Here is a 26,490-nt window from a genome sequence, read left to right as displayed (position 1 = left end):
CGGGGGCTGGAGACAGTGACCGCTTCAAAACCCGACAAGCTCGGTCAGCACCGAGCGGCGCCTGGTAAAGGTCGGGCGGCGCTGGTTGCCACCGAGCTGTCGCGTCAGCCCGAGGGTGAGCTTCGTCACCGGGCCGCCCTCCGCGTCGAAACGGATCTGGCCGTATGAGGCCGTCAGCCGGGTATCGCCGGTGGCGCCAACCGGTATCTCGGCCCCAATCCCGTAGTCGTAATAGTCGCGATCCCGCCGCCCGGATTCGCTGGTCGTGTCCTTGTTGAAGAACAGGGTCGCATAGACCTCGTTGGCGAAGTTGTAGCCCAGCGTGGCGCCCTTGCTGGTTGCGTGGCCATCCGCCTCCAGTTCGTCACCCCATGTCTGGCCGAAATACATCTCCGCGGTGAAGCCGTTCCGAGCCTTCCAGGCCAGTTCAAGGCCCGTGGCCGTTGCCGGGTCCGATGCGACGCGCCCCTGGAGATAGGCACCGAAGGAGAGATCGTGTCCAAGACGCAGATACGGGTGCAGGCTCAACAGTACAGCGGCTTGGCTCTCGTCTTCGGTCCCAAGATAGTCCAGCCCGAGATCGCCTTGCAGTCCGAAACGCTGCGAGAAACTCACCTCGGCGGAGCCGAACGCCGCGAGACCGCCCTGGGATGTGTCGCTGTCCACGTAGGAGAGGTCGAGGCCAAGCCCGCGATATGCGAGCTCCTGGGCGGGGGAGACCGTGGGAAGGGTTGCGAGGCAGGCGAACAGGGAAACTGAGAAAGATCGGAACATGGGACACAAGCCGCCGTGAAATCCATTTGACGATGGAGCGTAGCAAACTGGGTGAGCAACGGACAGGAACCGGGATGGCCTCAGCTCACCTGTTTGCGAATACAGGCATTTCGGCAGATGCATAGCGAAAGGGGCGCTCCTTTCGGAACGCCCCTTGAAATGCTTTGAAACCCGAAGGCCCGATCAGGCCTCCTTGGCAGCCTTCTTGACCGGCTTCCAGATGCGCTTGTTGGTGGCATAGAGCAGCACCGTAAGTAGCGTGAGGAAGATCACCGCGATGAGGCCGGTTTTCTTGCGGTCCATCATCTTGGGTTCGGCGGCCCACATCAGGAAGGCCGAAACGTCCTCTGCCTCGTGGTGCAGCGAAGTGGAATGGCCATCGGCATATTCCACGTCTTCGCCATAGAGCGGCGGCGCCATCGAGATCCAGCCGCCGGGGAAGGCGGTGTTCTCATAGAAGATGGTGCCGGCCTCTTCCTTTTCCTTCCCGGTGTAGCCGGTGAGGATGGAGGTAATGTACTCCGGGCCGCCCATGCCGTTGAAGAGCTGGCTCAAGCCGGTGCCATAGGGGCCGTGGAAACCGGCGCGAGCCTTGGCCATCAGGCTGAGGTCCGGTGCGCCTGCCGCGGTGTTCTCCGGGAAGTGGTCCGTTGGAATCCGCGGGCGATCCTCGTCCTTTTCGACATCGTAGATTTCGAACTGGGCGGCGTAGGCGCGCACCTGGTCCTCAGGCAGTTCGGGGCCACCGGGATCGGCCAGGGTACGCAGCGGCACGTATTTCAGCCCGTGACAAGCAGCGCAGACCTCGGTGTAGACCTGCAGGCCGCGCTGGAGCTGCATCTGGTCGAACTTGCCGAACGGACCTTCGAAGGAGAATTGCACATCATGGATGTGACTCTCTCCACCGGCGGCCAGTGCCGCCCCGCCAGAGATGGCGAGGGCTGCGGCCGCGGTGAGTGCGATTTTCTTGATCATGTCAGAACGATCCTTCCTGTCACTCGGCCGGGGTGGCCGCGGCGTCGTCCTTGGACTTGCCGTAATGCGCGTTGAAGTCGGCTTCGATGGTCTCGGGCAGCTCTTCCGGCTTCTCGATGACACCCAGCAGGGGCAGGATCACGAGGAAGTAGGCGAACCAGTAGGTTGCACCGGCCAGCGCGATATAGGGATAGATCCCTTCGGCAGGCATGGCACCGACCCAGGTGAGAACCACGAAGTTGACTATGAAGATGGCGTACCACCAGCGGAACATAGGCCGGAACCGGCCGGAGCGGACACGGCTGGTGTCGAGCCACGGCACGAGCGCCAGAACGATAATCGCGCCGAACATGGCGATCACGCCGAAGAACTTCGCGTCCACGATGCCGAAGGTGATCCAGTCCGCAAACATCACGATCCAGACATCGGCGGTGAAGGCACGCAGGATCGCGTAGAAGGGCAGGAAGTACCATTCGGGAACTATATGCGCCGGCGTCACCAGCGGGTTGGCTTCGATATAGTTGTCCGGGTGGCCAAGATAGTTCGGCATCCAGCCAACAACGGCAAAGAACACGACCAGGATCAGCGCCAGGGCGAAGAAGTCCTTGATCACGAAGTAGGGCCAGAAGGGCAGCGTGTCCTTCTTGGCGACTTCCTTGTTCTCGCGGCGGACGTCAACACCGGTGGGGTTGTTGTTGCCCGTGGTATGGAAGGCCCAGATGTGGACGATCGTCAGGCCCGCGATGATGAAGGGCAGCAGGTAGTGCAGCGAGAAGAACCGGTTCAACGTGGCATTGTCTACCGCCGGTCCGCCCAGAAGCCAGGTCTGGATCGGCTCGCCGATCAACGGGATCGCACCGAACAGGCCGGTGATCACGGTCGCGCCCCAGAAAGACATCTGGCCCCAGGGGAGAACGTAGCCCATGAAGGCGGTGCCCATCATCAGCAGGTAGATCAGCATGCCGATGATCCAGGTGATCTCGCGCGGCGCCTTGTATGAGCCGTAGTAGAGACCGCGGAAAATGTGCAGGTAGACCGCAAGGAAGAAGAGCGAGGCGCCGTTCATGTGCAGGTAGCGCAGGAAGTGCCCGCCGTTCACGTTGCGCATGATGTGCTCGATGCTGGCAAAGGCCAGGTCGACATGCGGGGTGTAATGCATCACCAGGATGATGCCGGTAACAATCTGAAGACCCAGGCAGAATGCCAGGATGATGCCCCAGATCCACATCCAGTTCAGGTTCTTGGGCGTGGGGATCATCATGGTGTCGTAAATCAGGCCAATAATGCCGAGGCGGCTATTGACCCATTTCTCGGCACCGGTCTTCGGCTCATAATGGTCGTGGGGAATTCCAGCCATTGGTGTCTCCCTTAGCCGAGCTGAATGGTTGTTTCGTCGAAGAACGCGGCGGTCGGCACCGGCAGGTTCTCGGGAGCCGGGCCTTTGCGGATCCGGCCGGACGTATCGTAATGCGAACCGTGGCAGGGGCAGAACCAGCCGCCAATACCGGTCGGGCCGACATAGTCGCCCGCGTCATTGAGCGGCACGCAGCCCAGGTGGGTGCAAACACCCATCATCACCAGCCATTCGCCGGAATCATCCAGCGAGCGGTTCTCGTCGGCAGCGTCGGTGCCGTCCTTGTTCACGTTGCGCGACATCTGGTCGGGCAGTGCGGACAACTCGACGGAACGGGCATCCTCGATCTCCTCGGTGGAACGGCGGCGCACGAAAACCGGCTTGCCGCGCCATTTGACGGTGATCTGGGTACCCACCTCGATCGAGCTGACATCGACGAGAATGGAGCTGAGGGCCTGGACGTCCGCCGACGGGTTCATCTGATTGATCAGAGGCCAGACGGCGGCACCAGTGGCTACGGCACCGGCACCAGCGGTGGCGTAGTAGAGGAAGTCGCGACGGGTGCCGTCGTGGTCTTCTGCGTGGGACACGAGGAATCTCCCTTTCCTGGCTATGCGAATACCGTGCGGTGCCGAGGGCACAGCTGGTCTGCAAAGCTAATTAGAGGGCGAGATTTGACCCGTCCACCCGTCATTGACGTCAGCCTGCGGCGGGTCGTCGCAATTAACTTGAAAATATGTGGTTTTCGGCATGTGTGGAGCCGTTGTGGCAACACTTCACGCGCTAAAGGAAACGTGCCGGGCATGGGGCTGGACCCCTACGCATTCTGTGGTAGCCGCAAAATCCGACACTCTTTCAGGAGACCTGACATGAAGCGCATTCTGGCGTTGCTGTGCGCCATGACCGCCCTTGCCACGCCTGCGGCCGCCGAATTGGAGCTGAGCTTCTATTCCGGCGTACAGGAGGTTTTCGACAGTCATGTGCGTGGCGATGCCAATGGCCGCGATTTCGATTTCCTTGCCGATTGGGAGGGCCGTTCCTTTGGGATGCCGCCCCATTGGGGGCTGCGTGCCACGTGGTGGCGCAGCGAGAATCTCGGCTTCGGTGTCGAGTTCGAGCACACCAAGGCCTATGCTTCCGATGACACGCTGAAGGAATTCGGATTCGAGATACTGGAGTTTTCCGATGGCCTCAACAGCTTGACTGCAAACGTTTTTTATCGATGGCCGGGGCTATGGGCCAAGGGCCGTTTGACCCCATATGCGGGGGCTGGCCTCGGCCTGGCGATCCCGCATGTGGAAGTGCGGCGCACCGGGAGTGATGACGAAACCTTCGAATACCAGCTCGCTGGCCCCTCCGCGATGCTGGCCGCGGGCGCGCGCTATGCGCTCAACGAGAGCTGGGCGGTCTTCGGGGAATACAAGAGCACCTTCTCCATGCTGTCGACCGATCTCGAAGGCGGCGGCGAGTTGGAATCGAACATCTCCACCTGGGGCATCAATTTCGGCGTCAGTTACAGCTTCTGAGCGAGAGGACAGGAACCGGCAGGCCGATTCAGCGCGAATCGGCCCGGATCACTCCGGCTTGGTGGACTGCATTGATTCGCGTTCGGCGAATCGGGCTGCCCACTGCGCGAGTGAGTCGCGCCCCTGCCGCCAGTCGCGGTCTCCATGACGAAAATCGAGATAGCCGAGCGCACAGCCGCAGGCGATCTGTCCCATGTCGAGCGGTCCGGCAAGGTGGCTGATCCAGCGTGTTTCCAGCGCATCCAGCGCGCGCCCGATCTTGGCCCACTGCCCTTCGACCCAGAAATCGTGGATCTTCTCCTCCGGCCGGCAACGGGATTCGTAGACCATGAGCACCGCTGCCTCCATGATCCCGTCGGCCAGCGCTTCGAGCGTCAGCACCTCCCAGATCCGTTTCTCCGGATAGAGTCCGGCGCCCGCGCGGTCGTCGAGGAAACGGCAGATCACCCGGCTGTCGAACAGTGCAGGTCCGGACGGGCGCAGCAGCGTCGGGATCTTGCCCAGCGGGTTTTCCGTGCGCGAAACCTTGGACGTGTCGAGCGGGTTGCCCACGGTGGAGACCAACTCCACTTCGTCGAGCTGTCCGGTCTCGTGCAATGTCACCATGACCTTGCGCACGAAGGGGGAGGCGGGGGAGTGGTAGAGCTGCATGACGGTCTCCTTGCGAAGCTGCTGCGAGTCTAGCCGTTGCCGCCCGGTCTGCGAACCGTCAATCACTCAGGCCCGAAGCTGGCCTTTGCCATGGCCGGTGATCGTGGCGGAGACGATCTGCCCTTCGGGTTGGTCAGTGTCGAAGCTCACTTCGGTGAATTGCTCTGTGCGCCCCATCCGGGCGTTTTCCAGCAGGATACTGTGGCTCCGGCCTATCTGGGCTTCCAAATGGCGGGCCACCTGTTCGTCGCCCCGCGCCCGCAGGCGCGCCGCCCGTTCCCGGATCGCGCCGCCATGGACCTGCGGCATGCGCGCCGCCGGCGTGCCCTTGCGCGGGCTGTAGGGAAAGACATGCAGCCAGGTCAGGTCACATTCGCGCACGAGGTCGAGCGAGTGGGTGAACATCTCCTCGGTCTCGGTCGGAAAGCCCACGATGATATCGGCGCCAAAGGTCATCTCCGGGCGCAGGCGGCGAGCCTCCTCGCAGAAGCGAATCGCGTCCTCGCGGCCGTGGCGGCGCTTCATCCGCTTCAGGATCATGTTGTCGCCCGCCTGTAGTGACAGGTGCAAATGCGGCATCAGGCGCGGCTCGGTGGCAATCGCCTGCATCAGCATCTCGTCGGCCTCGATCGAGTCGATGGACGAGATCCGCAGGCGCGGCAGGTCCGGTACCATTTTCAGGATGCGCATTACCATGTCGCCCAGGCGCGGGGCGCCGGGGAGGTCCGCGCCCCAGCTTGTCAGGTCCACCCCGGTCAGCACGACCTCGTTGAACCCCTTGTCCACGAGCCGCTTGATCTGGTCCACGACCACGCCGGCGGGCACGGAGCGGGAATTGCCGCGCCCGAAGGGAATGATGCAGAAAGTGCAGCGGTGATCGCAGCCGTTCTGGATCTGGACATAGGCGCGGGAACGGGTGCCGAAACCGTCGATCAGGTGCCCGGCGGTCTCCTGCACCGACATGATGTCGTCGACCTGCACTTTCTCGGTCGCGCCAATGAAATCGGGGCCGGACATGGCGGCCCAAGTCTCGGGCTGCATCTTTTCCGAATTGCCGATGACCCGGTCGACCTCCTCCATGGCGGCAAAGGTCTCGGGCTCGGTTTGCGCGGCGCAGCCCGTGACGATCAATGTCGCCTCGGGGTTCTCCCGCCGCAACCGCCGGATCTCCTGCCGCGCCTTGCGCACCGCCTCGGCGGTGACGGCGCAGGTGTTGATCACCACCGCGTTGTCGATCCCGGCCTCGGCCGAGAGCTTTTTCATCGCTTCGGTCTCATAGGCATTGAGTCGGCAGCCAAGGGTGGAGAAGACGGGCGCGCTCATCTCACAGGCTCTCCAGGAAGGTTTGGGTCAGTATGCCGTCGAAGACATGGGCCGTGGGACCGGTCATATGCACGCCGTCCTCGCGCCAATCGATGAAGATCGTGCCGCCGTCGAGCTCGATACGAACGCTTCGCCCGGTCAGCCCGCGCCGCGCTGCCGCCACGGCGGTTGCACAGGAGGAAGAGCCGGAGGCCAACGTGATGCCCGTGCCGCGTTCCCAGACGCGCATCCTCAAGTGATCCGGCCCGATCACATGCGCGACCTGTACATTGGTGCGTTCGGGAAAGAGCGGATTATGCTCGTGCTCCTTGCCAAAAGCCACCAAATCGACGCTGTCGACATCGTCCACGAAAAAGGTGCAGTGCGGGTTGCCCATGCCGGTCGCCGTCGGGCGCCCCTCGATAGGCAACTCCAGCGTATCCATCGCTTCGGCCAGCGGAACCTCGGACCAATCGAGCATTGGCACGCCCATGTTGACCCTGGTCAGCCCGTCGCCCGCATCGGCGCAGGCGAGCAGTCCACGCTCCGTCCGCAGTGTCACCGTTTGCTGACCGGACTCCTCCATCAGGTGCCGGGCAACGCAGCGCGTTGCATTTCCGCAGGTCGCTGAAAGAGAGCCGTCTGCGTTATAGAAGACCAGCCTCGCGTCGGCCTCCGCGTCGTTCTCGATCACGGCAAGCTGATCGAAGCCCACCCCCCGGTGACGGTCGCCCAAGGCCTTCGCAACCGGGCCGATGGACGGAACGGCACCATGCCGGCCGTCGACAACGACAAAGTCGTTGCCCAGTCCGTGCATTTTCATGAATCGCAAATCGGGATGTTGATGAGAATCAGCCATGGTGCGGGGGATATACGCGGTGCTTAGGTGCTTTTGAAGAGAGAGTGAATTTTCTGCTTGACCCGCTGCGGCAGGTCTTTTAGTCAGCGGGCCTCGGATGGGCCGTTAGCTCAGTTGGTAGAGCAACTGACTTTTAATCAGTGGGTCACAGGTTCGAATCCTGTACGGCTCACCATTCGAATCAAGGGCTTAGGCAGAAATGCCTGAGCCCTTTGGTTTTTCTTGCTACCGCCGTTTTATACTTCGCGCCGTATCACCTTCAGACGGGCGCTGTGTGTGCCGCTTCAGACTCATTTGCCCGCGCTCAGAAGGCCGATCAGACTTGCCGGATGGCGATGCCCGGCCCCCTGAACCCGTGCGCGCCAGGTTTCCCTGGCGCGATCAATTCACCAGCTGTAGCTCGCGCCCAGGATGAATTCGTTCTGGGACATCTGCAGTTCGATGTCCTGCTCGTTGAACGGGATGGTCTCGTTGCGGCCGGAGACGGAGTTGCTGAAGGCGTGGGTATATGCGCCGTGTATCTTCCAGTTGTCGTTGACCGCGTAGGTGGCGCCCACGGAGGCGTGCCACTGGATCGTCGCCGGTGCGAGCGTGTTGAACAGGACTTCCTCGTCGTCAATGAACTGGGAGGCGTAGCTCACGCCACTGCGGAAGGTCCATTTTTCGTCGTGGCGATAGACGGCGCCAACTCGAAAGATGTTCATGTCCTTCCAGCCGAAGCCGGGGCCGTCATCGTCGCCAAGCAGCGCGTCGGTCGGGTCGATTACCGTGCCGCCATTGGCGATGGCCTTGATCTGGCTGTAGTAGATCCGCTGATATTCCGCGGTGAAGGTGAAACGCGGGTCTGCGGCAGGCGTGTAGCCGGCGCCGATCAGGAGCGTCGCGGGGATGTCGAAATCGCCCTGTTCCGCGAAGAGCCCCGAATACCTGTCGAACTCACTCATCCAGATGCGTGAGCGATAGGAGATGCCGATATCCCATTCCGCGTTGGGCTCGTAGAGCAGGCCGACATTGAAGCCCCAGCCGCGGGACCAGGAATCGTCGTTATTCGTCACGTTGGCGGGATCGCTGGACATGCTCTGGAAGAGTTCCAGCCCGGTGGCGGAGAAGCGCTGCACGGCATAGATCGGCGCGAAACCGAGCGAGAGTTGTTCATTCACCTGGTAGCTCACGTTCAGGCCGATGAAGACCTGTTCGAGGTTCACGCCAAGCGGCGAGGATGAGAACCCGGCGGGTGCACCACTGAATTGCAGCAGGCTGCTGTCGAAAATGTTGGTGTCATACTCGGTGTTCATGCCGCCGTTTCCGTACACGACGAAACCAAGGGACATGCGCTCGTTCAGGCGCCAGTTGGCACCACCGCAGGGAATGAAGAAGTAGTCGTTCTTGCTGGTCTCCTTGCCCGGCACCAACGCCTGGAAACCGCCGAAGCTGTCGGTCGAGTCGATGTCGATGCTCCGGCTGGGAGCGAAGGTCGTGAGGCAGAAGCCGGCCGAATTTCCGACCTTGTTGCCAAAGGCCGGGTTCTGGGCCAGGCTGAGAACGCCGGTCGGCACGGCGACACCCGCACCGGCCATCCCCTTGGATCCCGCGCCATATCCGTTGGCGAAATAGCCGTTAGTGGCCTGTGCAGAGCCCGCGGCTCCAAGCAGAATCAGCCCTGCCATGCCTGCGATCATGTGCTGATTCTGAACGTATTTCGTCATGGTGCGTTTCCTCCCGATCCGTGACTTGGTGGTGCTCGACTGCGGTTCCGTCGATTCGTGTCCGCAATCGTCCTGCTCCACCATTTCGTACATTCGAATGGGAGCATGTTTCTCCATCGCCGTCACAAAATTGTGATAGTGAAGCGATTTTCTTCGCGGGCTGGGACCAAACTGCGTCACTCGCCTCGATCCGGCGGTGATCGCAACGGATCGGATCCGCTGAGAGACCGTTCTTTTGGCCGCGCGACCATCAGAACCGCGGGCGCTCTGCTATCCTTGCGATGCGGCGTCCCGTGTGGACGCTTTTTGCAGGACGGTCACCCAACTCGATCCTTGACCCATTTATTGAGATATCCCCTTTCGGACCATGTTTTGGTGGCCCATATGACAGGTGCGCGCAGATAATCCACCCGCCGGAAAGCACGGTTTGTGCGGTTTTGCTGGCGATTGCCTGAGAGGCAAACCATCCCGCTCGATCAGACCGCGCCACGCGGGTTTCCAACGCTGTTTTTGTCTTGCGCGAGAGGGGACGCTTATCTTGGAAGTCCCCTTGCGACGTTTTTGCGCGAGTACACAGCCAAAAAAAAACTCTAGTTTGTCCGAGATCAAATAAAGACATTCGAATGTGTGATTGAAAGCGGTCACGGGACGCGCAATCCTGCCACGTTCGCCGAACACACGGAGCTTCCGCATACAAGCGAGCGCCGCAGGTGAAGGGTCGCCCCGCTCTCAACAGTGCCGCGGAGGCCTTCATGAGCGATACGTTCGCATCAGCCAAACTCTTCGCCATCACGTTCCTTTTCTGGATGCTGCTCAATGGCGCGTTCGCGCTAGACGTGATCCTTGTCGGTGCCCTCGTTGCGGGCGCCATCACGTTCTTTCTTGGCGGCAGCCTGCATTTCCTGTCGGGCTACCGGCTGACGGGGGAGTCCGCGCGCGCGACGGTCGGATATGTCGGTTACTTCCTTGGGGAACTGGTGAAAGCGAATATTTCTGTTGCCCGGGTCGTGCTCGATCCCGCCCTGCCGGTGGTGCCCGCAATCGTCAAGGTGCGCACGCGTCTGCGCAATCCTGTCGCGCGGCTGCTCCTGGCCAACTCCATCACCCTGACCCCCGGAACGCTGACCGTCGAGATGACCGACGAGTGGCTCTATGTCCACTGGGTGGTCGCCCGGACAACCGACCCGGAAGCCGCGACCGACGCCATCGTCGCCGGTTTCGAGAAGTACCTGGAGGTCATGTATGACTGATACACTCCTGTTCCCCGGCTTCATCGCCATGCTGGCCTTTGCCCTCGGGTTCTGGCGTTTCGTCGTCGGACCCCGCCCCGTGGACAGGATCGTCGCTTTCGACGGCCTTACCGTGATCGCCGTGACCGGGCTGGTGCTGGCCGCATTGGTGTCGGGCCGCGGCATCTACCTAGATGTTGCGCTGGTCTATGCACTCCTGTCTTTCCTCGGGGTCATCGTCGCGGCCCGTTACATTGAGGGAGGCGACCAATGATCGTCCTGACCACTCTTGGTGTCGCCGTAATGTCCATCGGCACGGTGTTCCTTGCGCTTGCCGGTCTCGGCCTGCTGCGGATGCCGGACACCTATACGCGTATTCAGGCCGGCACGAAGGCGACGACGCTCGGCACGATCCTGGTCCTCGTCGGGGCGGCGCTGATCATGCCTGAATGGACCGTGAAACTGGCGCTGATTGCGCTGTTCCTGATGTTCACCAACCCGCTGTCTTCGCAAGTGCTGGCGCGAGCGGCGCATCGTGCAGGCGTTCCTGCAACCCGCGAGACCAGAACCGACGCTCTGGCCGAGGACAAGGAGGGATTGGCATGAGTACGTTGATGCTTGGTCTGGGGCTGGTGATCGCGTTGGCGATGGTCGGCGCGGCTGTGGTGGCGCTTGTCACCCGCTCGACGGTCACGGCCGTGTTGGCGGCGGGGCTGGTCAGCCTTTTCGCCTCGGTTTTCTTCGTCGTCCTCGCTGCACCGGATGTGGCGATGACAGAGGCCGCCATCGGCTCGGGCCTCACCACGTTCCTCTTCTTCTTTGTCATGGGCCGGATCCGGCGGGAGGGTGAGAAATGATCCGCAAAGTTGTGATCGGACTCATGGTCGCGTTGCTTGGCGTTGCCTTCTGGACGCTTACCTCTGGCTACGTCCCGGATGCGGAACTGAACCGCACCGCTGCCTACTACGCAGCCAATGCCGAGAGCGAGGTCGGGGCCCCGAATATCGTGACCGGCATCATCGTCACCTGGCGCGGTCTCGACACGCTGGGCGAGGTTACGGTTCTCTTCCTGACCTCCGCGATCATAGCGCTCGTGTTGTCGCAGTCGAAAACGCCCAAAGGGGCGTCCGGAGCGGGCCTTCTGCCTTCGGGCGAACTGCTTGTCACCGGGGCGCGAATGCTGGCACCGCTGATCGCGCTCTTCGGTGCTTATGTCATTATGAATGGCCACCTGACGCCGGGTGGCGGCTTCCAGGGCGGTGCCATTCTCGCTTCGGGCGTGTTGCTGAGCTTGCTGGCAGAACCTTCCCGCCGTTTCGGTCACACGGTGATCGCGCGGATCGAAAGCTTCTCCGGAACCTTCTATGTTCTCGTCGGGCTTGCAGGCATGGCATACGCCGGAGGTTTTCTCGACAACGGGATACTGCCGCTCGGCCAGTTTGGCACCATGCTCTCGGCGGGAGCAATTCCGCTCATCTCGATCCTGATCGGGCTCAAGGTCGGTGCGGAATTCTCCTCGATCCTCGAATCCCTGCATGAAACGGAGGATGCATGATGGCCCAGATCGCCCTTGCAACAGGCTTTGTGCTGATCCTTGCCGGTCTCTACGGCGCGCTGACCAATCGTGACATCCTGCGCATGATCGTGGCCTTCACCATCGCCGATACCGGCGTGAATGTCGTGCTCGTCGCCGTGGGCTACATGCCGGGACGGACCGCGCCGATCCTCGACGCGGCGGTCCCCGTGGCCGAAGCGTCGCAGCGCATTATCGACCCGGTGCCGCAGGCGCTGGTCCTCACCGCCATCGTCATCGGCCTCGGCATCACAGCGCTGATGCTCGCCTATGCCTACCGGCTGTTCCGGCTGCGTCACAGCCTTGATATCTCGAACTTTACGGAGCTGAAATGGTAAGCCCGGTCCTTATAATTTCCATTGGCCTCGGCACGGCATTCGCCCTTGGGCTGCTGGGATCTACCCGCAAGACCCTCCTCTTCGGCGTAACGCTTGCTGCCCTGGCCGCCATGGCCGCGATCAGCGTCATGTGGCTCGTGGCCCTCGCCACCGGCGCCACGCAGACAGCAGAGATCCATACAGCCGGCGTGGCCCCGCCCTTTGCGATCAACCTTCGCGTGGGTATCGCCGAAGCCGCACTGCTTGCGACCGTCACCCTCACCGGGTTTCTCGCGGCGCTGTCGCTGCGTGCGCAGCTTCTCACCCTCGGACGCGGCGGCATGGCGGTACTGTTGGTGCTGGTCATGGCCATCTCGGGCCTCGTGATGACGCGCGACCTCTTCAACATCTTCGTCTTCATCGAACTGGTGGCCATTGCCACCGCCGGCCTCGTGCTGCTCTCCGAGGACACCCGCGCCGTTTGCGCCGGTTTCAAATTCCTCGTGGTCAGCCAGATCATCGCGATCCTGCTGCTGGTCGGTATCATCTTCACGTATCACGCGAACGGCTCGCTCAATATCGACGATATCGGCGCGACCCCTGTCGCCGCGCAGGGCGCGGCCCTGGCGATGTTCCTGCTGCTGATCGCGCTCGTGATCGAACTCAAGCCCTTCCCGGCGAATGGCTGGGCTCTCGACATATACACCAGCGCGCATCCCGGCTTCTCGGCGATCTTCTCGGCCGCCACCGGCAGCGCAGCGCTGTTCGTTGTCGACAAGGTCGTCGCACCTGCCGGTGCCGAGTGGCTGCCGCTTCTGACCGGTATCGGGTTGCTGAGCTTTGTCGGCTCCAATGTCGTGGCGCTTCGGCAAGACAATGACCGCCGCCTGCTCGGATATTCCTCGGTCGGTCAACTCGGTCTCGTGCTCGCCGTGATCGGCCAGCGCGATGTGCTGGGCGATGCCTATCTCTACGTCGCGGGCGGGCTTGTCCTGTCCCACGCCGTGGCCAAGGCTGGCCTGTTCTGGATGTCCGCCATCCTTCGCGGTCGCAAGCTTCAGGACTGGGCCGCCATCCGCGCCCGCGCGCCGATGGTGCTGGCCTTCGCCACGTTCATCGCAATGCTCGTCGGTCTTCCGCCCTTCCCGGGTTTCTACGCCAAGTGGGACCTTGCGCAGGCGCTCGTGGCCGCGGGGCGGCTGCCGATTCTCGGGCTGATCCTGCTCGGCGTGCTGATCGAAGCCGCCTATCTCTTTCGCTGGTTCGGCTTCGCCATCAAACGCGAAGCGCCGGAAAGCGGGCTCTCCGCCAACATGGTGGATTGTGGCATCACCTTCGCAGCCGTCGCCGGCGGATGGGCCCTTGGCTGGATCTGGGGCGCGATCCCGGGACAGCACAATGTTCTCGCAACACTTCCGGTGCTGGCTGTTGTGGCATTCATCGCCCTGGAGCCGCTCCCTGCGAAACTCAAGAACGTGCTCGCCATCGCGGCGCTGCTCGGCTGGTTCGCGCTGGTCTACGGTGACTATGACCCGATGCGCCTGATCTTCGCGGTCGTAATGATCCCCGGCGGGGCTGTCATTCTCCTCGCCTCCTTCTCGGAGACGGGACGGCGGATCGGTTTCTACCCGTCAGCCATGGCAATGTATGCCGGTCTCGCGCTGCTGCTCGAAGCGACCACCTTCTTCGAGTTCTTCGCAGCCTGGGAGGTCATGACCCTTGGGTCCTACTTCCTAATCCTGCGTGGTCGGATGTCGGAACCGCACGCGCTGAGCTACATGCTCTTCTCGCTCGGTGGCGCCTTTGCGTTGCTCGCGGGCTTCGCGCTTGCCTCCGGCGGGATCCAGCCCTTCGCGCTTGACCAACTCGGCACGGTCACGGCGGAACTGGCGCCTTGGGTCTTCGTCCTTCTGGCGATCGGCTTCATGACCAAGACCGCGGCCATGGGCCTCCATATCTGGCTTCCCGGCGCACATGCCGAGGCCGAAACGGATGTCTCGCCCATGGTCTCCGGCATCCTGCTGAAGGCGGGGCTCTTCGGCCTCTTCGTGATGCTGATGCAACTCGGCCGGCAGAGCCTTTGGGGTGTCGACCTGACGGTCGTGCTCGCCTGGATCGGTGCAATCTCCGCCTTCCTGGGCGCGGTGCTTTCGATCTTCCAGGAAGACGCCAAGCGGCTGCTGGCCTACAGCTCGATCAGCCAGATGGGCTATGCGCTCTTCGGCGTCGCGCTGATGAACCACCTCGGCTGGCTGCTGGCGATGATGTTCGTCATCAACCACTACGTCTACAAGTCGATGCTCTTCCTTGCCGTGGGCGGCGTCTACAAGCGCACCCATACCAAGCTCATGTACCAGATGGGCGGGCTGATCACGCTGATGCCCTTCACCTTCGTCTCGGTACTGGTGGGGATCATCGCCATGTCCGGCGTTCCACCGCTTTCGGGCTTCGGCGGCCGGTGGATCTTCTACAACGCGATCATGGATGCCAACCTGCGCCTGCCGCTGATCCTGATCTTCATGGCGGGTCCGATAGGCTTCCTCTACCTCTTCCGGCTGATCCACACGATCTTCCTGGGGCAACTGAAAGATCCGCATCGGCAGCTGAAGGAGGCACCGTTCTGGCTGGTGCTGCCGCAAATGATCTTCGCCGTGTTCCTCATCGCCTTTGCCGTGCTGCCCGGAATGGCGCTGCAAAAGGTTGATGGCTATATCGGCTCGATCTTCGGCGACCAACCGCTTGTCTGGCAAGGCCGCGCTATCACGTCCGAGTTCGGTTATTGGAACCCGGTCGCGATCATGGTGGTGATCGCGGTGGTCTTCGTCGCGGTCTTCCTGATCCTGATCGCCAAGAACCACGACGCCCAGAAGGTGAAGCAGTTCAACATCGTCTTCTCCGCCGAGCGGCCCTACCGCCCCGAGACGACGCATTTCGCGTGGAACTTCTTCGCCCCCTACCGCAAGGCTATGGGCATTCTTGAAACACCGGTCGTCACCTCCTTCTGGGGCGGCGTGACGGACGGCGTTAACGGCGCGGCGGAGTTCACCCGCCGCTTCTACACCGGCAACGGACAGACCTACGCGGCGCATGTGCTGCTCTTCGTGGTTGCCGTTTACCTGATCGCCATGGGAGGCGTCGCATGACCTTCGAGTGGATCCAAGTTCCCTACGCGCTCGCCACTTTGTTCATCATCCTGAACTACGGGCTGCTGATGACGGCGGTGGTGCAAAAGCTCGCCGCCCGGGTCGGCGGACGGCCGGGCATCCCGGTCTGGCAGAACTATATCGACCTGGTGAAGAACTTCGCGCTCCGCTCGAAGATCAGCCATGGCGTGATGTACTATCTCGGCCCGGTCTTCCGGCTTTCGGGCGGGATCGGCCTCATCCTCTTCGTGCCGACGATCTACGGAAGCGCCTGGGCGCAGAACTTCTCCTTCGCCGGAGACCTCATTCTGGCGCTCTACTTCATCTTCTTCGGCACCCTGGGGATGGCGCTTGGCGCCGGTGAAAGCGGACACCCGCATTCGGCCATCGGCGTCTCGCGCGGGCTCGCGCAGGTGACGGCGGCCGAATTGCCGATGGCGCTGGCGATCTACGCAATCGCCATCCAGTACCAGACGCTCTCGATCACCGAGATCGTGGCGGCGCAGCAGGGTGGGCTGTTCAACTGGACGCTCTTCACCAACCCGATCGCCGTCGCGGCCGCGATGTTCGCCTATGTCGGCACGACGATGCGCTCGCCCTTCGACGTGGTGATCGCGCCGCAGGAGATCCCGATCGGCCCGCCGACGGAATATCACTCGGCCTACCTGGCGCTGATGCAGACCAACCGCGTGATCTTCCCCATCGCCAAGACGATCATCTACATGAATATCTTCTTCGGCGGGGCGACGAACTGGGCGGAATTCGCGATCAAGGTCTTCCTGCTCTACATGATCCCGGCCGTGATCGGCGTGGTTCACCCGCGCTTCCGCGTCGAGCAATCCATCCGCTTCTTCCTGAAATGGGGCCTGCCCGTGGGCGTGCTCGCAATCCTGACGGTGTGAGATATGAAAGACGTTGACGACAAGTTCCTGAAGAACATCGAAAAGGAGTTCCCCCTGCGGGAGGAGCTGCGTCCCCGGACCGTAACGACACCCGATGGTCAGGAAATCGAGATCGAGCCGCTCAAGGACTATTTCTGCGAGGCGGCGCCGAAGGTGCATCCCAAGGCCTATATCCCGATCGTCGAGAATTTCTACAACTGGGCGCGGGCCAACTCGCTCTGGATTCTCGGCTTCGGTACCGGTTGCGGCGCCATCGAGATGCGTCCGCTGATGACCCCGCGGTTCGACGCGTACCGCTATGGCATCCAGTGGCGGCCGACCCCGCGTCAGTCCAACCTGCTGATGATCTCGGGTTATCTCTCGGTGAAAACGCTCAAGCGCGCGATCCGCGCCTACGAGCAGATGCAGGGGCCGAAATACGTGGTTGGCCTCGGCTCCTGCACCATCAATGGCGGCATGTACTGGGACAGCTACAACACGATCAAGAAGCTGGACCAGTACCTGCCTGTCGATCTCTACATCGCCGGTTGCATGCCGCGCCCCGAGGCGCTGCTCGCCGGCTTCATGGATCTCAAGAAACTGATCAAGGCCGGAAAATGCGAAGGGGCGAACGAGTACGCCGAAAACTTCGCGTTCTACAAAGAGAACCAGAAGTCCGTGATCAAGGACTGGGACATGCCGGATTACAACTGGTGACGGAAATGCGCGACATACATGCAAGACTGAAACAACGCCATCACCTGGGCCAGTTCGAAAGACAGCGCCCCGGCCTCGCCTTCTTCACAGTGCCGCGGGAATACCTGCGCGGCCTGCTGCTGGATTTACGCGACAAGGAGGGGTTCAGCCATCTTGTCCTGCTGACGGCCGTGGACTGGATGGAAGAGGGGCTGTTTCAGCTCACCTATATGCTCAACAACCGTGCCGAGGACGTGACCTTCGGCATCCGCGTGATGCTCGACAGGGAAGAGGCCGAGGGCGACAGCATCCACGATCTCTGGCCCACTGCGGAGACCTACCAGCGCGAGCTCAAGGAGATGTTCGGCATCAATTTCCCCGGATCGCCCCGGATCGACGACGAGTTCATCCTCGAAGGCTGGACCGACCTGCCGCCCTACCGGCGCGACTTCGACAGCCTCGCCTACTCGCAGCAGACCTATGCCGAGCGTCCGGGCCGTGTGACCCACGATCCGCGAGCGCACATGAAACAGAAACTCTATCCGGACGGGGTGTGACATGTTCAGCTTCAAACCCGACCGCAGCCAGTATCCCGCCGCAGGCGAAGACGGAAAGCTCGAGATCGACCTGGAGACGGGTAAATATCTCAAGCTCTGGCAGGGTCCGAACCACCCCGGCATCACGGGCAACATGTCGGTCGAACTGACCGTCTGCGGCGACGAGGTCGTGAAAGGTACGACCCATGTCGGCTACCTGCACCGCGGTTTCGAGAAGCTGATGGAACGGCGGACCTTTATCCAGGTCTTCCCCATCGTCTGCCGGGTCTGCGTGCCGGAGCCTGACTTCAACGAGTATTGCTACGCTGCGGCGGTCGAGGATCTCGCCGGCATCGAGGTGCCGGAATATGCCGACTGGATGCGGACGCTTATCCTCGAGATGGGCCGTTTCAACAGCTACATGATGTTCCTTGGCGGCATCGGCGGCGCGCTCGGTCTTGGCATCACCGGCCAGTGGATGACCTATCTGCGCGACATCATGCTCGACCGTTTCGAGGAACTGACCGGCGCTCGGATCTATCACATGTTCATCCTGCCGGGCGGCGTTCGCGGGCATCTGCCCGAGGGGTTCGAGGGGCGCATGGAGGAGGTACTCGACACCGCTGAGCGTTACTTGGCCGATATCGACAGGGTCATGTTCTCCAACTCTGTCTTCAAGACCCGGACGCAAGGCGTGGGCTATATCGACCCTGCGCTCTTCGAACCTTATGGCGTCACAGGTCCCAATGCCCGCGCCGGCGGCGTGGCCAAGGACCTGCGCAAGGACAGCCCGTATCTCGTCTACGATCAGCTCGATTTCGACGTGGTAACGCATACTGACAGCGACATCTGGGCCCGTGCCAACGTGCGCCGGCAGGATGTGCAGGTCTCCATCGATCTGATCCGTCAGATCCTGCGCAAGATGCCCAAAACGGGCCCTGCCATGGCAAAGATCCCCAATGTCCTGCATTGGAAGATCCCGCGCGGCGAGACCTACATCAGGGGCGAGTGCTCGCGCGGCGAGTACGGCTACTACCTCGTGTCGGACGGATCGGGCTACCCGCGCCGTATCAACGTGCGAGGGCCGAGCTACACCCACGCGATGGCGCTTCTGGAACATATGATTCCGGGAACGAACATCTCCGACGTCGCAGCGCTGATGGTGTCGCTGCACACCTATCCCCCCGAGATCGAGAGGTAAGCCATGGGCCTGCGCGAAGTCCTCACCCCGTTCACCGTCTGGAAACGCGTCTTCGACGAACCAGTCACGATCAAGAACCCTATCGGCCGTCCGGGCGCAGACCGCTATCGCGGTTTTCACCAGAACGACATGGACAAATGCATCGGCTGCGGCACCTGCGAGACGATCTGCCAGAATGCGGCAATCGACATGGTGCCGATTGAAGGAGTCGAGCCAGAAAAGGGCGATTCCGGTTTGCGCCCGCAGATCGACTATGGCCGCTGCTGCTGGTGCGCGCTCTGCGTCGATGTCTGCATGACCGGCTCGCTCACGATGTCGAACGAGTACACATGGGTGGATACCGACCCCGACAAGTTCCGCTTCATCCCCGGCATCGACGGCGACTGGAAGGACGACGTCGCGGGTTATGAGCGCGAGGGCCAGCGGGCGCTCTCGGGTGTCGAGCGGATTCACATGGAAGAGATGGAGCCGGAGGCGCGGATCTGCAATTTCGACGAGATCGTCGCCGGGTACACGCGGGAAGAAGCGGTGCTCGAGGCCGACCGTTGCGTCGAGTGCGGTCTTTGCGTCGCGACCTGCCCGGCGCATATGTCCATCCCCGATTACATCGCCGCCGTGCGCGACCAGGATTACGACCGCGGGTTGCAGCTTCTCTACGAGACCAACCCGTTCTCCGAGGTCTGCGGTCGTGTCTGCACCCACAAATGCGAGTCTTCCTGTGCCGCGCTGCACGAGGGCGACCCGATCGCCATTCGTTGGCTCAAGCGCCACATCATCGACGAGGTGCCCTTCGATCGCCGCATCGAGCTGATCGGCCAGCCGGCCGAGCCCAACGGTCGCAAGGTGGCGATCATCGGTGCAGGTCCGGCCGGCCTGACGGCTGCCTTTGATCTGGCACGCGCCGGAACCAGCGTCGTGGTCTACGAGACGCTGGAACATGCCGGCGGGATGATGCGCTATGGCATCCCCGAGTACCGGCTGCCCTACGACGCGCTCGACCGCGATATCGGCGTGATCCAGGCGATGGGCGTGGAGATAAAAACCAGCTGCCGCGTTGGCCGCGACGTCATGATGGAGGAACTCCAGCGCGAAAACGACGCCGTGATCCTTGCAATCGGGCTGCACATGGGCCGCTCGACCCGCGTTCCAGGCACCGATGGGCCGGGTGTCGAGAAGGCGGTAGACCTGCTGCGCCGTATCACCGATGGCGAAGAGGTGCCGGTCCCGGAGCAACTGGTGGTGATCGGTGGCGGCAACGTCGCGATGGACATCGCCCGCTCCATGGCCCGGCTGCAGAAGGCCAAGTACGGCGAGGTCGGGATCACCCTCACCGCACTCGAGGATATCGATCATTTCCTTGCCGATCCCGAGGAAGTCGTCGAGAGCCGGGAGGAAGGTGTCGAGATCTTCGATGCCCGAGGACCGCAAGAAGTGATGCGCGACGCGTCTGGCGCGGTGACGGGCCTGCGGACCTGGCACGTCAAGTCGATCTTCGACGCCGAAGGCCGGTTCGCGCCCGCCTATGACGAGAACGACGAGCGTGTTCATGCCGGTAGCATGGTGATCGAGGCCATCGGCCAGGCCGCCGACACGTCGCTGCTCGGCGATGCCCTGACCGAGGCGCTGGAATGGAACCGTGGCCGTATTCGCATCGATGATGCTTTCCGGACCTCGGAACCCTGGCTCTTCGCGGCCGGTGACGCGGTGAAAGGACCCGATGTGATAACGGCGGTGGCCGACGGCCATCGCGTCGCGCGGACGGTGATGGAAGAATTTGCAGCAAGGGAGGTGATGCAATGACCGAGGCGAACAAGGAGCGACTGTCAGGAAAGGCGACGGTGAGGGAAATCTTCGACGTTGCCACGGAGTTCGAAAAGGTCGCACACCGTTTCTACACCGAGTTGATCCCGAACGTGTCCAAGAACATCCGCTGGCTGGTGGAAGAACTGGCCGAGGAAGAGCTGGAACATGTGGAACTGTTCTCCAACCTGGGGAAGAATCCCGACGTCGAGGCGGTGATGGCGGCGGAAATTGTCCGCCCCGTGGCGGATGGCAAGTTTTCCGATTGTGTGCATACGCCGGATCTTGGCCCCAACCCGGACGATCAGGCCGTGCTGCAATACGCGCTGATGCGGGAAAGCGCGGCCATGGATCAATATACAGAACTTGCCGAAAGCGCTCCGGAAGGCCCGTTGAAGGACGCGTTTGTCTTCCTTGCGAACGAAGAGACCAAGCACAAGGCGGAACTGGAAAAGATCTACTACGAGATCGTCCATTCGGGTGGCGTTTGAAGCGGCTGAACCGCACCTCCGCTTTGACGCACGGTAAGGTTGCGATAGGGCGCGCGGACGCCGTTTTCTGAAACGGCCGCCCCGCGACAGCTCTGAAATCTCTGCCATGTTCCGGGCGGCGGCCCATTGCGGCCGCCGCCCGGAGCGCCTTTCGTTTCGTCTTGCAGCCTGCTGCAAGGGCAACCCGATCCGGATCCTGTCTAGACTCTGGCAGTGGTTGGCGAACGCGGTAGTAACCAGAAGGCCGGCGCCATTGCTATTCCACGAGGCGACCGTAATCGGCCGGCTGGCGGTGTTTCGCGAAATCGAAGACATTCCGGCGGATTTCGCCACAGCGATCGAGGTCTATCCGCGCCGTGATGACCTCGTCATCCGTGCCGGCAGCCCGCGCCAGGATCTCGCCTGTCGGCGCAACGATGACGCTGCCGCCGATCAGGTCGCAGCCCTCCTCACGCCCGGCCTTGGCCGTCGCAATCGCCCAGAGCCCGTTCTGATAGCATCCCGCCTGGATCGACAACTCGTTGTGGAAATATTGCAGGTGATCATGCTCCGGCGCGGGCGGATAATGCTGGGGCGTGTTGTAGCCCAGAACGACCAGTTCCGCACCGCCAAGGCCCAGCATCCGCCAGGTTTCCGGCCAGCGGCGGTCATTGCAGATGCACATGCCCAGTTTGCCGCCTATGGCGTCGAAAACCGGGAAACCCAGATCGCCCTTTTCGAAATACCGTTTTTCAAGGTGCTGGAAGGGGCGCCAGTCTTCGTGCTCCTGATGGCCCGGCAGGTGGATCTTGCGATACTTGCCGACGATGCTGCCCGTCGCGTCGACGAGGATCGCGGTGTTAAAACGCCGTCCCTGCGGGGTCAGTTCGGCATAACCGAGATGGAAGCCGATCCCGAGCTCCACCGCGAGATCGAAAAGCGGTTGCGTGCTCCTGGACGGCATCTCTGTCTCGAACCAGCCGACGATCTCGGCCTCGTCCTCGATATACCAGCGCGGGAAGAACGTGGTCAGCGCCAGCTCGGGAAAGACCACCAGTTCGGCACCACGCGCCTTGGCATCGCGCATCATCTGCATCATCCGGGCGACGGCCGAGCTGCGCGGCTCGTCGCGTGCGATGGGGCCCAACTGGGCAGCGGCGCCGATGAAAGACCGGCTCATGCAGCGCTTCCTTCCATGATCTCGCGATAGAGCGCGGGGTCCGTCGCGCCCTCCGTGCCGAAGACAAGGACACGGGAGTCCGGGCCAAGCCCGAGCGCCTCGGCCGCTTCCGGCACCAGGAGCGCGTTGGCAAGGCCCGCGAGCCCGGCAACGGCGCTTTCACCGGCGACGATGGCCGGGTCGCCGTCCAGCGGGGTGGCCAGCATGCGCATCTCCCGGATGGCCGATAAATCGGGCAGCGCCATGACGGCATCGGAATGCGTCTCCAGGATCTCCCAAGCAAGCGACGAGACCTCGCCACAGGCGAGGCCAGCCATCATCGTGTCCAGATCGCCCTCGATGGCGGTCGGCGCGCCGGTCCGGATGCTCTCCAGCCAGCAGGCCGAGAGGTCCGGATCGGCCAGAACGACGGTCGGGCGGTCCGCGCCCCAGCGACGCTTGGCTTGCGCGGCGACTGCTGCTGCCATGCCGCCAACGCCGGTTTGCAGGAAAATATGGGTGGGCGGTTGTTCCAGCGCGTCGAAGGCCTCGGCCGCCATCAGTTCATAGCCCTGCATCACGTCCTTGGGGACGTCCATATAGCCCGGGTAGGACGTGTCCGAGACAACGAACCAGCCTTCGCAGTCGGCGGTTTCCTGTGCTTCGCGCACGCTGTCATCGTAGTTTCCGGCGGTGCGGCGAACCTCGGCGCCATAGGCCTCGATCGCCGTCTTGCGGCCTTCGGAAACCGTGGCGTGGATGAAGATCACGCATTTGCAGCCGAAACTCTGCGCGCCCCAGGCGACGGAACGCCCGTGATTGCCGTCCGTTGCGCAGCAGACGGTGATGTCCTTGGTGATCTCCTCATGCGCGCCGCTGACGATCTCGGCCATCGGCACCGGGTGCCCGAGCGCGGTTTCGACCTGTTTCTGCAACAGGCGGATGACGGCATAGGCCCCGCCGAGCGCCTTGAAGCTGCCCAGCCCGAAACGCCCGCCTTCATCCTTGAAATGAAGCGCCGCGATACCGAGCGCGGCGGCGCGGGCGGGCAGGGCGCGGAGCGGCGTTTCGGCATAGCCGGGCCAGGAGGAAATGGTCTCGCGCGCGGTGGCAAACGCGGCGTCGCTCAGGATCTCGTCCTGGCGCGCGGTCCAGGGCGCGGCGCGGTCCGCGGCGGCGTTGATCGTGAGGGTGAAATCGTCCGCCGAACCCTCGGCGCGGGTGAGTTCTCGGGTCATGTGATGTCCATGGAAATGCCCGGGCGACAGGGCGCCGCCCGGGGACGCCGCGCTCAGTAGGCGGCTTTTTCTTCCTCGATGCTGGTCAGCAGGGCGTCAAGCATTCCGATACCTTCCGCGCCATATTGCTCTTCGATCAGGGCACGTACGGCGGGCTGGGCGACTTCGGCGAACTTGGCCTGCTCGGCGGGCGGAACAACGTTCACTTCCATCTTTTCGGCCAACAGCGGCAGGCCCTTCTCGGAGGCCTCGATCACCCGGCTCATGGCACGGCCCGATTCCGTGGCGACTTCGGCGGCCCAGTTGACCAACGTCTTGTGCTCGTCGGAGAGCCCTTCGTAGAAATCCGGGTTCATCGTCCAGATATAGGGCGTGATGACGTGGTTGGTGATCGAGAGGTATTTCTGCACCTCGTCGAACTTGGCGAAGGCGATGATCGGCACCGGGTTCATCTGGCCATCCGCCACGCCCGTTTGCAGCGCGGTATAGACCTCGGCCCAGGGCAGCGGCGTCGGCTGACCACCGAGCGAGGAGATGATCGCCTCATGCGTCGGCAGGGTCATGGTGCGGATGCGCATGCCCTCCATGTCCTCGACCGAGGCGATGGGCTTTTTCGAGTTGGTGAAGGCGAAGAAGCCGCCGGAGTCGATCAGGCCGAGCACCTTGAGGCCGGTCTTGGCCTCCAGATCGCCCACGAATTTCTCGCCGAAGGAGCTTTCCTTGGTCATCACCTGGGAGGCGACGCCGATATTGGGGAAGGCGAAGGGAATGTCGAACACGCCGACCAGCGGGTAGTGCTGCGCCATGCCGCCGGAAGAGGAGATGGTGCTCTCGACGAGGCCGGAACGGACCTGGTCGATCACCTCGTTGTCCTTGCCGAGCTGGCCATTGGGGAAGAGCTGCACCTCGATGGCGCCGTTGGAATTGCTCTCGACCAGCGATTTGAACACAGCGGCCATGGTGCCGGAATGGCTCTGGAACGGGTCCTCTGGGTTCAGATGCGCGAGCCGGATGGTGACATCGGCGGCGAAAGCCGTTGAGGCGGTCAGTGCAGCCGCAAGGCCGATCGCGGCCGTTTTCATAAAGCTCATTCTCGTTTCCTTTCCTGTTGGGGAGTTGATTGGGCCGCTCACAACCCGAGCAGCCGGGGAATGAAGAGTGTCAGGTCCGACCAGAAGGCGATGACGATCAGGATCGAGACTTCGGCCAGGATGAAGGGCCAGAGTTCCCTGGTGATCGCCTCGACCTTTTCGCCGGTGACGGAGGCGAGCACGAATAGGCAGGCGCCCACCGGTGGTGTCATCAGTGAGATGTTCAGCGCGAGGATGATCATGATGCCGGCATGCACCGGGTCCATGCCGATCTTGACCGTCAGCGGCGCGAGCACGGGGGCGAGGATGATCAGCGTGGCGTTGATATCCATCACAAGCCCGATCAGCAGCAGCAGGATCAGGATCAGTCCGATGATCACATTCGGGTTGTCGGAGAGCGACAGCATCCCCTCGGCCACCGCCTGCGGGATGCGGTTGAAGGTCATCCACCAGCCGAGGATGGAGGCGGAGGCGATGATTAGGAAGATCACCCCGGTGATCCGCGTGGTGCGCACGGCGATCTGGTAGAGATCGGACCAGCTCAGCGCGCGGTAGATCACCCCGCCGACAAAGAGCGCGTAAGCCACGGCGATGGCGGCGGCCTCGGTCGGCGTGGCGAAGCCGCCGAGGATCGAGCCGAGGATGAAGACCGGCAGGAGCGCGGCGAGGAAGCCTTCGCGCAGGGCGAGCAATACACCCTTGAAACTCGGCCGACCCTCGCCCTTGGGCAGGCCCTTTCGCCGGGCCGTGAGCGCGATGACCCCCATGCAGATGGCGCAGATCAGCAGGCCCGGCAGGATGCCGGCGGCGAAGAGCCCGGCGATGGAGACGCCCATGATCGAGCCGTAGATGATCGCAAGCGTCGAGGGCGGGATGGTCGGGCCGATGATCGAACCCGCGGCGGTGACAGCGCAGGCATAGGGGCGCGAATAGCCGGCCTTCTGCATCGCCGGCACCAGCGTATTGCCAAAGGCCGCGCTGTCGGCGGTGGCCGAGCCGGTCAGGCCCGCGAACATCACCGAGGCGACCATGTTCGAATGCGCCATGCCGCCCCGCATCCAGCCCACCAGCGCGTCGGCGAGCTTCACGAGGCCCAGCGTGATCCCGGAGCGGTTCATGATTTCACCGGCGAGGATGAAAAAGGGCATGGCGAGGAAGGGGAACAGGTCCAGCCCGGCAAAGAGCCGGTCCGGCGCCATGGTCATGAAACGCGGCCCCATGTCGAATATGCCGATCATCCCGGCGACGCCGATGGCGAAACCCACCGGCATGCCGAAGGCGAGGAAGCCGAAGAAAGCGAGCGGAACCAGCCAGAGACCCATCATTCCATTCCTCCGGCCAGGGTTTCGCCCGTTGATGTGGGCGGGGTGTCGTCAAACATGTCGTGGATGAAGACCAACGCCAGCTGAACACAGGCCAGCGCGGCCGCCAGTGGCACACCGATGAAAGGGTAGCCCTTGGGGATGGCGTAGATCATCGTCAGCCGGGAGAAGCCTTTCTCGACAAAGGCCAGCCCGTACCAGAAGAGCAGGAAGAAAAAGACGAAGGCGATGACGTCGAAAGTGATGGCAAGGGTGCGGCGCGCGCGGGCGGGCAAACGGGAGAAGACGAATTCCACGCCGATATGTTCGCGATGGGCAATGCCGGAGGAAACCGCGAGCAGTGCCATCCAGATCATCAGGTAGCGCGCGAGTTCCTCGGTAAAAGTCAACGGCAGCGGGATGACATAGCGGACCAGCACGCCGAGCCAGACATCGAGCACCAGCAACACCAGCAAAACCACGCAGGTGATTTCGACCACCTTGTTCAGTCGCAGGCTCCAAGAACGTGCCTGTGTTGCGATATCGGCCATGCGTGGCGCCCCCGGGTCCTGTCAGCCGCATCAAGGTGTCAGCACATAACGCGACGGCAAGAATCGCGAGGGCGCATCGCGGGCAAGAACAGAGCTTCGCTGCAAATTTGAGCAGGTATGGAGGTCTCGGGGCTGAAACCGTGCGAACATAACTCCA

27 protein-coding genes and 1 tRNA gene are annotated in these 26,490 nt (G+C 62.5%); 15 read left to right on the top strand and 13 right to left on the bottom strand.

The window, feature by feature from the left end:
* Positions 1-24: 24 nt before the first annotated feature.
* From AX756_RS01020 to petA, 4 genes are all read right to left on the bottom strand, one after another.
* Positions 25-774: a hypothetical protein gene (locus tag AX756_RS01020; protein WP_068307537.1), complete on the bottom strand. Its 750-nt coding sequence runs from the start codon at positions 772-774 to the stop codon at positions 25-27.
* 183 nt (positions 775-957) lie between these two features.
* Complete coding sequence (locus tag AX756_RS01015; RefSeq protein ID WP_068307535.1) at positions 958-1,749, bottom strand: cytochrome c1; 792 nt, start codon at positions 1,747-1,749, stop codon at positions 958-960.
* A gap of 19 nt (positions 1,750-1,768) precedes the next feature.
* Complete coding sequence (locus AX756_RS01010; RefSeq protein ID WP_068307533.1) at positions 1,769-3,106, bottom strand: cytochrome b; 1,338 nt, start codon at positions 3,104-3,106, stop codon at positions 1,769-1,771.
* 11 nt (positions 3,107-3,117) lie between these two features.
* Positions 3,118-3,693 (bottom strand): ubiquinol-cytochrome c reductase iron-sulfur subunit, encoded by a 576-nt coding sequence (gene petA, locus AX756_RS01005; RefSeq protein ID WP_068307531.1) that lies wholly within the window; start codon positions 3,691-3,693, stop codon positions 3,118-3,120.
* A 279-nt stretch (positions 3,694-3,972) separates the two neighbouring features.
* On the opposite strand from petA, the gene AX756_RS01000 reads away from it, so the two are divergent.
* Positions 3,973-4,629 carry an outer membrane protein gene (locus AX756_RS01000; protein WP_068307529.1) on the top strand — a complete coding sequence of 219 codons (657 nt, stop codon included), beginning with the start codon at positions 3,973-3,975 and terminating at the stop codon, positions 4,627-4,629.
* 48 nt (positions 4,630-4,677) lie between these two features.
* Here the strand turns inward: AX756_RS01000 and AX756_RS00995 are convergent, their stop codons facing one another.
* From AX756_RS00995 to dapF, 3 genes are all read right to left on the bottom strand, one after another.
* Complete coding sequence (locus AX756_RS00995) at positions 4,678-5,280, bottom strand: glutathione S-transferase (RefSeq protein ID WP_068308128.1); 603 nt, start codon at positions 5,278-5,280, stop codon at positions 4,678-4,680.
* A 66-nt stretch (positions 5,281-5,346) separates the two neighbouring features.
* Positions 5,347-6,603 carry a tRNA (N(6)-L-threonylcarbamoyladenosine(37)-C(2))-methylthiotransferase MtaB gene (mtaB, locus tag AX756_RS00990; protein WP_068307527.1) on the bottom strand — a complete coding sequence of 419 codons (1,257 nt, stop codon included), beginning with the start codon at positions 6,601-6,603 and terminating at the stop codon, positions 5,347-5,349.
* Position 6,604: 1 nt separating this feature from the next.
* Positions 6,605-7,405, bottom strand: coding sequence for a diaminopimelate epimerase (gene dapF, locus AX756_RS00985; RefSeq protein WP_321186419.1), 801 nt, complete (start codon positions 7,403-7,405; stop codon positions 6,605-6,607).
* A 135-nt stretch (positions 7,406-7,540) separates the two neighbouring features.
* Here dapF and AX756_RS00980 point away from each other — a divergent pair.
* Positions 7,541-7,616 (top strand) — tRNA-Lys (locus tag AX756_RS00980).
* Between the two features lie 211 nt (positions 7,617-7,827).
* On the opposite strand, the gene AX756_RS00975 is transcribed toward AX756_RS00980, so the two are convergent.
* On the bottom strand, positions 7,828-9,147 hold the full coding sequence (locus AX756_RS00975) for an OmpP1/FadL family transporter (protein ID WP_163887081.1): 1,320 nt from the start codon (positions 9,145-9,147) through the stop codon (positions 7,828-7,830).
* Between the two features lie 752 nt (positions 9,148-9,899).
* Here AX756_RS00975 and AX756_RS00970 point away from each other — a divergent pair.
* From AX756_RS00970 to AX756_RS00910, 13 genes are read left to right on the top strand one after another with little or no spacing between them, the layout of a single operon-like run.
* Positions 9,900-10,397 carry a Na+/H+ antiporter subunit E gene (locus tag AX756_RS00970; protein WP_068307517.1) on the top strand — a complete coding sequence of 166 codons (498 nt, stop codon included), beginning with the start codon at positions 9,900-9,902 and terminating at the stop codon, positions 10,395-10,397.
* A complete protein-coding gene (locus AX756_RS00965) occupies positions 10,390-10,650 on the top strand; it encodes an MrpF/PhaF family protein (protein ID WP_068307515.1) in 261 nt (86 codons plus the stop codon). Before AX756_RS00970 ends, AX756_RS00965 begins: the two co-directional genes overlap by 8 nt.
* Complete coding sequence (gene mnhG, locus AX756_RS00960) at positions 10,647-10,982, top strand: monovalent cation/H(+) antiporter subunit G (protein WP_068307513.1); 336 nt, start codon at positions 10,647-10,649, stop codon at positions 10,980-10,982. Before AX756_RS00965 ends, mnhG begins: the two co-directional genes overlap by 4 nt.
* Entirely contained in the window at positions 10,979-11,233 is a 255-nt protein-coding gene (locus AX756_RS00955; protein WP_068307510.1) for a hydrogenase subunit MbhD domain-containing protein, read from the top strand. The genes mnhG and AX756_RS00955 overlap by 4 nt, the downstream gene beginning before the upstream one ends.
* A complete protein-coding gene (gene mbhE / locus AX756_RS00950; protein ID WP_068307508.1) occupies positions 11,230-11,931 on the top strand; it encodes a hydrogen gas-evolving membrane-bound hydrogenase subunit E in 702 nt (233 codons plus the stop codon). Before AX756_RS00955 ends, mbhE begins: the two co-directional genes overlap by 4 nt.
* Positions 11,931-12,287, top strand: a complete 357-nt coding sequence (locus AX756_RS00945; protein ID WP_082738857.1) for a sodium:proton antiporter — start codon at positions 11,931-11,933, stop codon at positions 12,285-12,287. The genes mbhE and AX756_RS00945 overlap by 1 nt, the downstream gene beginning before the upstream one ends.
* Positions 12,281-15,409 (top strand): proton-conducting transporter transmembrane domain-containing protein, encoded by a 3,129-nt coding sequence (locus tag AX756_RS00940; protein ID WP_068307504.1) that lies wholly within the window; start codon positions 12,281-12,283, stop codon positions 15,407-15,409. Before AX756_RS00945 ends, AX756_RS00940 begins: the two co-directional genes overlap by 7 nt.
* Positions 15,406-16,311 carry a respiratory chain complex I subunit 1 family protein gene (locus AX756_RS00935; RefSeq protein ID WP_068307503.1) on the top strand — a complete coding sequence of 302 codons (906 nt, stop codon included), beginning with the start codon at positions 15,406-15,408 and terminating at the stop codon, positions 16,309-16,311. The genes AX756_RS00940 and AX756_RS00935 overlap by 4 nt, the downstream gene beginning before the upstream one ends.
* Before the next feature lie 3 nt (positions 16,312-16,314).
* Entirely contained in the window at positions 16,315-17,007 is a 693-nt protein-coding gene (locus tag AX756_RS00930; RefSeq protein WP_197431040.1) for an NADH-quinone oxidoreductase subunit B, read from the top strand.
* A gap of 5 nt (positions 17,008-17,012) precedes the next feature.
* Entirely contained in the window at positions 17,013-17,543 is a 531-nt protein-coding gene (locus AX756_RS00925) for an NADH-quinone oxidoreductase subunit C (RefSeq protein WP_068307502.1), read from the top strand.
* 1 nt (position 17,544) lies between these two features.
* The gene (locus AX756_RS00920) at positions 17,545-18,723 is read left to right on the top strand and encodes an NADH-quinone oxidoreductase subunit D (RefSeq protein ID WP_068307501.1); all 1,179 of its coding nucleotides are present in this window, start codon (positions 17,545-17,547) and stop codon (positions 18,721-18,723) included.
* A 3-nt stretch (positions 18,724-18,726) separates the two neighbouring features.
* Positions 18,727-20,523, top strand: coding sequence for an FAD-dependent oxidoreductase (locus AX756_RS00915; RefSeq protein WP_068307499.1), 1,797 nt, complete (start codon positions 18,727-18,729; stop codon positions 20,521-20,523).
* Positions 20,520-21,014 carry a ferritin family protein gene (locus tag AX756_RS00910; protein ID WP_068307497.1) on the top strand — a complete coding sequence of 165 codons (495 nt, stop codon included), beginning with the start codon at positions 20,520-20,522 and terminating at the stop codon, positions 21,012-21,014. Before AX756_RS00915 ends, AX756_RS00910 begins: the two co-directional genes overlap by 4 nt.
* Positions 21,015-21,270: 256 nt before the next feature.
* Here AX756_RS00910 and AX756_RS00905 read toward each other — a convergent pair whose 3' ends face one another.
* The 5 genes from AX756_RS00905 to AX756_RS00885 are packed head-to-tail and all read right to left on the bottom strand — an operon-like array spanning position 21,271 to position 26,333.
* Positions 21,271-22,173 carry an N-carbamoyl-D-amino-acid hydrolase gene (locus AX756_RS00905; protein WP_068307495.1) on the bottom strand — a complete coding sequence of 301 codons (903 nt, stop codon included), beginning with the start codon at positions 22,171-22,173 and terminating at the stop codon, positions 21,271-21,273.
* Positions 22,170-23,390, bottom strand: coding sequence for a diaminopropionate ammonia-lyase (locus tag AX756_RS00900; RefSeq protein ID WP_068307493.1), 1,221 nt, complete (start codon positions 23,388-23,390; stop codon positions 22,170-22,172). The genes AX756_RS00905 and AX756_RS00900 overlap by 4 nt, the downstream gene beginning before the upstream one ends.
* Before the next feature lie 53 nt (positions 23,391-23,443).
* Positions 23,444-24,481, bottom strand: coding sequence for a TRAP transporter substrate-binding protein (locus AX756_RS00895; protein ID WP_068307491.1), 1,038 nt, complete (start codon positions 24,479-24,481; stop codon positions 23,444-23,446).
* 38 nt (positions 24,482-24,519) lie between these two features.
* Positions 24,520-25,806, bottom strand: coding sequence for a TRAP transporter large permease (locus AX756_RS00890; protein ID WP_231700949.1), 1,287 nt, complete (start codon positions 25,804-25,806; stop codon positions 24,520-24,522).
* A complete protein-coding gene (locus AX756_RS00885; protein ID WP_068307489.1) occupies positions 25,803-26,333 on the bottom strand; it encodes a TRAP transporter small permease in 531 nt (176 codons plus the stop codon). Before AX756_RS00885 ends, AX756_RS00890 begins: the two co-directional genes overlap by 4 nt.
* Positions 26,334-26,490 lie beyond the last annotated feature (157 nt).

Origin of the sequence: Aliiruegeria sabulilitoris, assembly GCF_001558155.1 — a bacterium.
In the GTDB taxonomy this organism is placed as follows: domain Bacteria; phylum Pseudomonadota; class Alphaproteobacteria; order Rhodobacterales; family Rhodobacteraceae; genus Tropicimonas; species Tropicimonas sabulilitoris.
The sequence above is the reverse complement of the archived record's forward strand: the minus strand, read 5'-3'. Positions and strand labels throughout refer to the sequence as shown.

Excerpts from the sequence above, each read along its gene's own strand:
- AX756_RS00905 (WP_068307495.1), bottom strand. The coding sequence starts at position 22,173 with ATGAGCCGGTCTTTCATCGGCGCCGCTGCCCAGTTGGGCCCCATCGCA.
- AX756_RS01020 (WP_068307537.1), bottom strand. The coding sequence starts at position 774 with ATGTTCCGATCTTTCTCAGTTTCCCTGTTCGCCTGCCTCGCAACCCTT.
- AX756_RS00935 (WP_068307503.1), top strand. The coding sequence starts at position 15,406 with ATGACCTTCGAGTGGATCCAAGTTCCCTACGCGCTCGCCACTTTGTTC.
- AX756_RS00900 (WP_068307493.1), bottom strand. The coding sequence starts at position 23,390 with ATGACCCGAGAACTCACCCGCGCCGAGGGTTCGGCGGACGATTTCACC.
- AX756_RS00915 (WP_068307499.1), top strand. The coding sequence starts at position 18,727 with ATGGGCCTGCGCGAAGTCCTCACCCCGTTCACCGTCTGGAAACGCGTC.
- dapF (WP_321186419.1), bottom strand. The coding sequence starts at position 7,405 with ATGAAAATGCACGGACTGGGCAACGACTTTGTCGTTGTCGACGGCCGG.
- AX756_RS01015 (WP_068307535.1), bottom strand. The coding sequence starts at position 1,749 with ATGATCAAGAAAATCGCACTCACCGCGGCCGCAGCCCTCGCCATCTCT.
- AX756_RS00945 (WP_082738857.1), top strand. The coding sequence starts at position 11,931 with ATGGCCCAGATCGCCCTTGCAACAGGCTTTGTGCTGATCCTTGCCGGT.
- AX756_RS00920 (WP_068307501.1), top strand. The coding sequence starts at position 17,545 with ATGTTCAGCTTCAAACCCGACCGCAGCCAGTATCCCGCCGCAGGCGAA.
- AX756_RS01010 (WP_068307533.1), bottom strand. The coding sequence starts at position 3,106 with ATGGCTGGAATTCCCCACGACCATTATGAGCCGAAGACCGGTGCCGAG.
- AX756_RS01000 (WP_068307529.1), top strand. The coding sequence starts at position 3,973 with ATGAAGCGCATTCTGGCGTTGCTGTGCGCCATGACCGCCCTTGCCACG.
- AX756_RS00885 (WP_068307489.1), bottom strand. The coding sequence starts at position 26,333 with ATGGCCGATATCGCAACACAGGCACGTTCTTGGAGCCTGCGACTGAAC.
- AX756_RS00965 (WP_068307515.1), top strand. The coding sequence starts at position 10,390 with ATGACTGATACACTCCTGTTCCCCGGCTTCATCGCCATGCTGGCCTTT.
- AX756_RS00970 (WP_068307517.1), top strand. The coding sequence starts at position 9,900 with ATGAGCGATACGTTCGCATCAGCCAAACTCTTCGCCATCACGTTCCTT.
- AX756_RS00955 (WP_068307510.1), top strand. The coding sequence starts at position 10,979 with ATGAGTACGTTGATGCTTGGTCTGGGGCTGGTGATCGCGTTGGCGATG.
- AX756_RS00940 (WP_068307504.1), top strand. The coding sequence starts at position 12,281 with ATGGTAAGCCCGGTCCTTATAATTTCCATTGGCCTCGGCACGGCATTC.
- mbhE (WP_068307508.1), top strand. The coding sequence starts at position 11,230 with ATGATCCGCAAAGTTGTGATCGGACTCATGGTCGCGTTGCTTGGCGTT.
- mtaB (WP_068307527.1), bottom strand. The coding sequence starts at position 6,603 with ATGAGCGCGCCCGTCTTCTCCACCCTTGGCTGCCGACTCAATGCCTAT.
- AX756_RS00975 (WP_163887081.1), bottom strand. The coding sequence starts at position 9,147 with ATGACGAAATACGTTCAGAATCAGCACATGATCGCAGGCATGGCAGGG.
- AX756_RS00910 (WP_068307497.1), top strand. The coding sequence starts at position 20,520 with ATGACCGAGGCGAACAAGGAGCGACTGTCAGGAAAGGCGACGGTGAGG.
- AX756_RS00895 (WP_068307491.1), bottom strand. The coding sequence starts at position 24,481 with ATGAGCTTTATGAAAACGGCCGCGATCGGCCTTGCGGCTGCACTGACC.
- AX756_RS00925 (WP_068307502.1), top strand. The coding sequence starts at position 17,013 with ATGCGCGACATACATGCAAGACTGAAACAACGCCATCACCTGGGCCAG.
- AX756_RS00995 (WP_068308128.1), bottom strand. The coding sequence starts at position 5,280 with ATGCAGCTCTACCACTCCCCCGCCTCCCCCTTCGTGCGCAAGGTCATG.
- mnhG (WP_068307513.1), top strand. The coding sequence starts at position 10,647 with ATGATCGTCCTGACCACTCTTGGTGTCGCCGTAATGTCCATCGGCACG.
- AX756_RS00930 (WP_197431040.1), top strand. The coding sequence starts at position 16,315 with ATGAAAGACGTTGACGACAAGTTCCTGAAGAACATCGAAAAGGAGTTC.
- AX756_RS00890 (WP_231700949.1), bottom strand. The coding sequence starts at position 25,806 with ATGATGGGTCTCTGGCTGGTTCCGCTCGCTTTCTTCGGCTTCCTCGCC.